The sequence below is a fragment of the Tepidibacter formicigenes DSM 15518 genome (assembly GCF_900142235.1).
Classification (GTDB): domain Bacteria; phylum Bacillota; class Clostridia; order Peptostreptococcales; family Peptostreptococcaceae; genus Tepidibacter; species Tepidibacter formicigenes.
In genome coordinates this window covers 97,123-103,477 of record NZ_FRAE01000005.1, presented here as the reverse complement: position 1 = coordinate 103,477, position 6,355 = coordinate 97,123, and the positions used below count along the sequence as shown (strand labels likewise).

At 27.0% G+C, this 6,355-nt stretch carries 4 protein-coding genes and 1 pseudogene; 4 read left to right on the top strand and 1 reads right to left on the bottom strand.

Features of this window, described 5'->3' with window-relative positions; all coding sequences use genetic code 11:
• A pseudogene (locus BUA77_RS13650) lies at window positions 1-301 on the top strand (IS701 family transposase); the annotation flags it as partial.
• 54 nt (window positions 302-355) lie between these two features.
• Here BUA77_RS13650 and BUA77_RS00985 read toward each other — a convergent pair.
• Window positions 356-1,030, bottom strand: a complete 675-nt coding sequence (locus tag BUA77_RS00985; protein ID WP_072886544.1) for a uracil-DNA glycosylase — start codon at window positions 1,028-1,030, stop codon at window positions 356-358.
• A 166-nt stretch (window positions 1,031-1,196) separates the two neighbouring features.
• On the opposite strand from BUA77_RS00985, the gene BUA77_RS00980 reads away from it, so the two are divergent.
• The 3 genes from BUA77_RS00980 to BUA77_RS00970 all read left to right on the top strand — a co-directional run bounded on the left by BUA77_RS00980 (window position 1,197) and on the right by BUA77_RS00970 (window position 6,279).
• Window positions 1,197-2,270: a S1C family serine protease gene (locus tag BUA77_RS00980; protein WP_072886543.1), complete on the top strand. Its 1,074-nt coding sequence runs from the start codon at window positions 1,197-1,199 to the stop codon at window positions 2,268-2,270.
• A gap of 15 nt (window positions 2,271-2,285) precedes the next feature.
• Window positions 2,286-4,136, top strand: a complete 1,851-nt coding sequence (locus BUA77_RS00975) for a hypothetical protein (RefSeq protein WP_072886542.1) — start codon at window positions 2,286-2,288, stop codon at window positions 4,134-4,136.
• Window positions 4,137-4,224: 88 nt separating this feature from the next.
• On the top strand, window positions 4,225-6,279 hold the full coding sequence (locus BUA77_RS00970; RefSeq protein WP_084605368.1) for a sigma-54 interaction domain-containing protein: 2,055 nt from the start codon (window positions 4,225-4,227) through the stop codon (window positions 6,277-6,279).
• The last annotated feature ends 76 nt before the right edge of the window (window positions 6,280-6,355 follow it).

The window sequence follows — 6,355 nt, the reverse complement described above, 5'->3', positions numbered from 1 at the left end:
CTATCAGCAAAAATTATTTTGGTCATTAGGAACATATATGGTTAGAAGTAAAATATCTATAGAAAAATATATAAATCTTATAGGGGTAGCATATTCAGCTATGATTTTACTACCTTTTATTAGTGCTACTTTTAAAGCGTATAGATTTTGTAGTCCACAAGAAGCTAAGCATATAATCGGCGAAGCCATTAGGGAAGAATTATTTTTTAGCAAGTTGTTGAAAATACACCAAATCAAGAAAAATCTATCTCGCATACCATATCTACGTCAATACGCTAACGTAGAGGATTTAGCAAGTTAGATTTTCTTGTAAAGTGGTGTATATAAATAAAAGCTAGGTATTAATACCTAGCTTTTATTTATTTTCAATTTGCCAGTCTATAGGATTTTTACCTATTGAAATAAGGAATTTATTAGTTTTAGAAAAAGGTTTACTCCCCAAAAAACCTCTGTGTGCAGATAATGGGCTTGGATGAGGAGATTTTATTATGTAATGTCTTGAATTTTTTATTATATTAAGTTTAGATTGGGCATTTTTTCCCCATAATATGAAAACAATAGGCTCTTTTCTATCATTTAATAAACTAATTATCTTATCAGTAAAATGTTCCCAACCTATGTTTTTGTGAGAGTTTGCCTGACCTGCTCTAACTGTTAATACAGTATTAAGAAGCATAACTCCTTGATCAGCCCATTTTTTTAAGTAGCCATTATTAGGAATATAATAGCCTAAATCATTATTAAGTTCTTTATAGATATTAATAAGAGAAGGAGGAGCTGGTACATTTGGTTTTACAGAAAAACTCAAACCATGTGCTTGGTTAGGACCATGATATGGATCTTGACCTAATATAACAACTTTTACATCTTTATACTCTGTATAGTGTAAAGCGTTAAATATATCATACATATCTGGATATATAGTTTTTGTTTTATATTCATTTATCAAAAATTTTCTAAGTTTTAAGTAGTAATCTTTTTTAAATTCATCTTCTAATAAATTTTGCCAGTCATTTTTTAATATTTGCATATAAATCACCCTAATAAATTATATCATAATTATAGAACATATTAATTTTTATTTTTTTTTAGAATAATTAATATATTTATTACAATCAATTGAAAAATATGGTAAAATCATAGTTGGTTAGTTGAACAAAACTAAGCTCAAATAATATATAAAAAGGGGGTTAATTATGAGAAAAATTTTAAGTTTTATCTTAGGCATTACGATGTTATTTTCAATGACTACACCAGTTTTTGCAGCAGAAGATAAACAGGAAAATTTAGAAAAACTAGTAAAGCAAGTCCAAGAATTACAACAAGAATTAGAAAAAGAAAAAAAGAAAGTATCACAAGTAATCGATGAAGTAAATCAATCTGTAGTTGCTATTATAGGAGAGAACAAAAAGTATAGGGAAAGAGATTATATATATTCAAAGTTTCCTAAAAATTTACAACATGGTTCAGGGGTTATAATAAACAATGAAGGCAGAATAATAACCAACAACCATGTAGTAGATGGTTTAGATGAAATTTATGTAGTTACATATGATGGGAATGTATATAAAGCTGAACTTTTATATTCAGATAAGGAAATGGATTTAGGGTTATTAAAGATTAATAGAACTGATTTAAAACCTATAAAATTAGCAAATGAAAATGAAATAAAAGTTGGAGATGAAGTTATAGCAATAGGTACACCTTTATCTTTTGGTTATAGAAATAGTGCTAGCAAAGGAATTATAAGTGGACTTAACAGACCAGTAGATCGTTCTTACACTTATTTACAAACTGATGCATCTATTAATCCAGGAAATAGCGGAGGTCCTCTTGTTAATATGAATGGTGAGTTAGTTGGTATTAATACATTAGGATCTATGTTTTTTGAAGGAATGAACTTTTCAATTCCAGTAGGCAATATCAATTACTTTTTAGATCATTATAATAAATTTGGTAAAATAAGAAGATGCTTTACAGGAATTGAATTTGAAGAAAACTGGGCAGCTATGCTTGGAATTCCAAGTAATCAAGGCTTAAAAGTAGTAACTATTCGAAAGGATGCAGTAGTAAATTTCAATCAAGTAAAAGAAGGGGATATTCTAGAAGCAATAGATGGAAAGTCTATAACATCTATAGCTCAATATAATGAAGTTTTAAAAAATTATCTACCAGGTGATAAAGTGAAACTAACATTTAGTAGAGGAAATGAAAAGATAGATATTACAGTAATATTAAAAGAACAACCAGAGAAAGAAATTTTAAAATAGGAAAGGAGGAGTAATATGAAAAGATTTTTTTCTTTTATAGTTTCTGTAATTTTGATTATTGGATTAATTAATCCAGTAGTATATGCTGTAGATGATGATGGAAAAATTGACTTATATGAAGTATTTTCAAGTAAAGAAGATAAAATGAAAAATGAAGTGGGGAGCCGTATATATAAATGGTCTATGCACTTACCAGATGATGCTGTTATTTATAAATCAGAGCGAGCAAATTTTTTTGACATGTCAACAAACAGTTATCAAGCATCTGTTGAATTAGAAGTAAATAAAAATAAAGATGAATTAACTTTAGAAGAAATGCTTTATAAAATTCAAAATGAATCAATAAGAGAGAATTATTGGGATTGGGGAGATAAGGAATTTGTTGTTGATATAGTTAAAGATAATTTAGGACAAAGATATATTCGTACAATAAAAGCAAATAAAGTTTATGATCGTTTTATGGTAGATGAAGCAGCAGAAGAACTTGGAGAATATATTGAAAATAGAATATATATAGCTAATAACTATATATACGATTTAACTATAAGCATGGATGGAGAATTCTATAGACAACATGAAGAAATGTTTGATAAATTAGCATCTTCCTTTAAACTTTCTTTTGAAGAAAATAATCCATACATTAAAGAACTATCAGATTCAGTTAGTACTACTAGAGAATACAAAAATAAAAGCTATGGTTGGAAATTAGTAATGAGCCCTTATTGGAAAGTAGAAGGAACACCTAATTCTCGTTATCAAAAATTTAGACCAGTATATAGTGATGAAGAGTTAGATGTAGATAGTAAAATCGAAGAAGATAGTGAAGATGAGTTAAAAATATCTGAAGGAATTACTGTTAGTTTAATTAGTTCAGCTGAAGCAGGCGAAAATGCTTCGAAGTGGGCACAAGAAGAAATTCAATTATTTAAAGATAATTACAATAGTGATGTTTATGATATAATAAAATCAGAAGCAAGAAAACAAGGGAATATTGATACTTATCATGTAGTTATTAAATATAAAACAGTTACTAAGAAACCATATATTGTACATAATCTTTATGCAGTAGGAAATGGATATAAATATTTAGTGTCTGCAATAATGACAGAAGAACAATATAAAGATGATAAAAAGAGAAATAGTTTTGAGAATATGGTAAATTCTTTTGAGTTAGATAAAGAGTGTCTTAGCAAATATTTAGGAAAAATTATTACAGCAAAATCAATAATAAATTTAAATGATTTGAAAGAGCTAAAAATGAAAAAATACAATTTCAAAACAAAAGTAACAAAGAGTTGGAATACTTTTAATGATAGAGATTATTTTTATGATGATTTTTACTATAATAAATATGAGGATTCAGCCTATAGAGGAGATATAAGTAATGATGAACATATAAGTGTATTTGAGCCTACAAGTAATATGTCTTTAGATATGTCAGCAGGACTTGATACAAATGAAATAAATGAAATTGTTAAAGAACGAGTAGAAAAATTCATAGAGGATGATGAAATTCGTATGGGGCTTGCGCAGGTTAAAATTAAATCTGCAAAGTATAATGGAGCTAATTTATATTATATCGAAAAAGAGTACAACTTAGATGCTATTAATAACTTCGTAAATGAAGATGAAACTAAAGTATATGATTTAGAAAAATTAAAGAACGAATATGAATATATAATAAAAATAGGAAAAGATACTTATATACAAAGTATAATGTTACCTGTTGCAAATAGCACATCTAAAAACAAGCTTAAAGTAAATAATATTTGGGAAAATACATTTGTTAATGAAGTAAATTATAGTAAGGTTAATTTGCAGTGGAAAGAGCATAATCTTAAAGAGTTTGACAAAGAAAGAAAATAAGAAAGGGGGAGGTAGTTTTTTGACTACCCCTTTTTCTTTTTTAATGAATAGGAAATTATAATCCTTTAAACTAAGGGTGGGGATGTATATGAAAAAATTAGCTATTATAAGTTACAGCTCTCAAACAGTTAATACTTATTATGAACAAATTAAAAGTTTATTTTCGGAAAATATAATTGTTGAAAAATTTTGTATTGAAAATAAAAATATAAAAGAAGGAATAAAAGCAGATGTTGTACTGGTTCCATCCTATAATGCTTTTAAAATGATAAAAAAGTATATTGAAAAGAAAACTGAAATAGTTATTGCTAATAGAACAATATCTAAAGTAGCCCTGCAAAAAATTATGAATATTAAAGAAGGAAAAAGAGCTTTACTTTTAGATGAAAGTGAAGAAATGGCTTTGCAGATGACTTCTGTAATATATCAATTAGGAGCAAGGCATATTGAATTAATTCCTATTTATCCAGGATGCAAAGAGAGTATAGATGAAGAAATTCTAATTTTATTAGGAGGAAATAAAAACATTATAGGTTCGCCTAATAAAATTATTGATATTGGAAATTCTCTTTTAGATCTTAGTACAATAATTGATATAGGAGTAAAGCTTGATTTAGTTCATATTCTTCAAAGGCAGAATATTGAAAAAAGCTATAAAGAAATTGTAACTACAAATTTTGGACTAGCAGATATGATAGGAAAGACAAATAGGTTTGAAAGTCAGTTAGATATTTTATTACAAATTTTAGATGATGGAATTATTGCAGTTAATTCTAATGGAAATATTTACTCTTACAATGAAAGTGCAAAGAATATTATAGGATATAAAAAAGATGAAGTTATAGGGAAAAATGGCATTGAAATATTATCTAAAATACCTTTTGACTATGTACTTAAAACTTTAAACCCAATTAAAGAAAAACTTATAAAAATAAATGGATATGACGTTGTAGTATCTGTTCATCCAATAGTTCATTCTAATAAAAATTATGGTGCAGTTGCTATACTTAAAAAATTCAGTGATACAGAGATAAAACAGCATAAATTAAGAGCTCAGCTTATAGGAAAAGGTCATATAGCTAAATATAGATTTGAAGATATATTGGGAAAAAGTGATTTAATAAAGAAATGTAAGGATATTGCAAAAAGAATGTCAAATTCAGATTCTTCTATTTTAATTAGTGGAGAAAGCGGAACAGGCAAAGAATTGTTTGCTCAAGCAATACATAACAGCTCAAAAAGAAAAGATTATCAATTTGTTGCTATAAACTGTGGAGCATTTCCCGAAAGTCTTTTGGAAAGTGAACTTTTTGGATATGAAGAAGGAGCTTTTACAGGAGCTAGAAAAGGAGGAAAACCAGGTCTTTTTGAATTGGCTCATAACGGAACCTTGTTTCTTGATGAAATTGGAGAAATGCCTTTAAACCTTCAAAAAAGGCTTTTAAGAGTTCTTCAAGAAAGAGAGGTTATGAGGATTGGGGGAGATAGGTTAATTAAAATTAACATAAGAGTAATAGCAGCGACTAATAGAGATTTAAAGGAAATGGTAAAAAAAGGTGAGTTTAGAGAAGATTTATATTATAGATTAAATGTTCTTCCTCTAAAAATACCTCCACTAAGAGTAAGAAAAGAAGATATACTTCTTCTTGTTAATCAAATGAAAAATCAATTTAATTGTAATTTTAATTTGACTGAAGATGCAAAAGAATTATTACTTAGTCATAATTGGAGAGGCAATGTTAGAGAACTTAAAAATTACATTGAGTACTTTTCCAACTTAGGATTAGAAAATGTAGATGTAGATGATTTACCTTTTTGGAATGAAGAAAATTTAAATTATTATATTTTAGACTCTGAAGAAAAGAAACTTTTAGAAAATTTCTTAGAATATATAGGAAAAAATATTCAAAAATATTTATTTGTTTTAGAAGAATTAGAAAATAGCTATATTGATAAAAAAAGGCTTGGAAGAAGAAGTCTATATCAACTTGCAAAAAAGAAAGGAATTTTTATAAGTGAGCAGGAGATAAGAATAATATTAATTAATCTTGAAAAATTTCTTATGGTAGAGATATTTAAAGGGAGAAGTGGAACAGTAATAACTGATTATGGAAGAAGAGTATTTAAATACTTAAAGGGTTAAATGGTATAAAAATTAATACCATTTAACCCTTTTTTAAATAAGTATACATACTAACTCCTTATAAAAATAGACACTT

Excerpts from the sequence above, each read along its gene's own strand:
- BUA77_RS00980 (WP_072886543.1), top strand. The coding sequence starts at position 1,197 with ATGAGAAAAATTTTAAGTTTTATCTTAGGCATTACGATGTTATTTTCA.
- BUA77_RS00970 (WP_084605368.1), top strand. The coding sequence starts at position 4,225 with ATGAAAAAATTAGCTATTATAAGTTACAGCTCTCAAACAGTTAATACT.
- BUA77_RS00975 (WP_072886542.1), top strand. The coding sequence starts at position 2,286 with ATGAAAAGATTTTTTTCTTTTATAGTTTCTGTAATTTTGATTATTGGA.
- BUA77_RS00985 (WP_072886544.1), bottom strand. The coding sequence starts at position 1,030 with ATGCAAATATTAAAAAATGACTGGCAAAATTTATTAGAAGATGAATTT.